General features: G+C 37.8%; 1 protein-coding gene. It reads right to left on the minus strand.

Annotated features, from left to right (window positions below; translation table 11 throughout):
- Positions 1–2: 2 nt before the first annotated feature.
- Positions 3–1,184, minus strand: a complete 1,182-nt coding sequence (gene tuf / locus OIO11_RS11665; RefSeq protein ID WP_268071643.1) for an elongation factor Tu — start codon at positions 1,182–1,184, stop codon at positions 3–5.
- Between the last annotated feature and the right edge of the window lie 7 nt (positions 1,185–1,191).

The raw sequence follows: 1,191 nt of genomic DNA on the forward strand, positions 1-1,191 counted from the left end.
AACTATTCAGTTATAGTAGTAACAACTCCTGAACCAACTGTTCTTCCACCTTCTCTGATAGCGAATCTTAAGTTAGCTTCCATTGCTACTGGAGTTATTAATTCTACTGTCATGTCTATGTGGTCTCCAGGCATAACCATTTCTACACCTTCTGGTAAGTTGATTGATCCTGTAACGTCTGTTGTTCTAAAGTAGAATTGTGGTCTGTATCCATTAAAGAATGGAGTGTGTCTTCCACCTTCTTCTTTCTTTAATACATATACTTGACCTACAAATTTCTTGTGTGGAGTTATTGTTCCTGGTTTTACTAATACTTGACCTCTTTCGATTTCATCTCTTTGAACACCTCTTAATAATGCTCCGATGTTATCTCCAGCCATTGCTTCGTCAAGCATCTTTCTGAACATTTCTACTCCTGTACATGTTGTCTTTCCTATTTCTTCTTTCATTCCTACGATTTGTATTTCGTCTCCTACATGAAGAATTCCTCTTTCAACTCTTCCTGTTGCAACTGTTCCTCTTCCTGTAATTGTAAATACATCTTCTACTGGCATTAAGAATGGTTGGTCAGTAGCTCTTTCTGGAGTTGGTATGTATTCATCTACTGCTGCCATTAAGTCTAGTATGCATTGATCATCGCCATCTTCAATTGCTTTTAACGCTGATCCTGTTACTACTGGACATCCGTCTCCATCAAATCCATATTCGCTTAATAATTCTCTTATTTCCATTTCTACTAATTCTAATAATTCTGGATCATCTACTTGGTCTGATTTGTTTAAGAATACTACTATGTGGTTAACTCCAACTCTTGATGCTAGTAGTATGTGTTCTCTTGTTTGTGGCATTGGACCATCTGCTGCTGATACTACTAGGATAGCTCCATCCATTTGTGCTGCTCCAGTGATCATGTTCTTTACGTAGTCAGCATGTCCTGGACAGTCAACGTGTGCATAGTGTCTGTTTTCTGTTTCATATTCAACGTGTGCTGTGTTGATTGTGATTCCTCTTTCTTTTTCTTCTGGTGCTTTATCTATATCTTCGTAGTTTTGTACTTGTGCTCCACCTGATTTTGCTAATGTCATTGTTATTGCTGCTGTTGTTGTTGTCTTTCCGTGGTCTACGTGTCCTATTGTTCCTATATTTACGTGTGGTTTTGTTCTTTCAAACTTTGCTCTTGCCATTTTAAAT

Origin of the sequence: Clostridium sp. ZS2-4 (genome assembly GCF_026719745.1) — a bacterium.
Lineage (GTDB): Bacteria > Bacillota > Clostridia > Clostridiales > Clostridiaceae > Clostridium_H.

Excerpts from the sequence above, each read along its gene's own strand:
- tuf (WP_268071643.1), bottom strand. The coding sequence starts at position 1,184 with ATGGCAAGAGCAAAGTTTGAAAGAACAAAACCACACGTAAATATAGGA.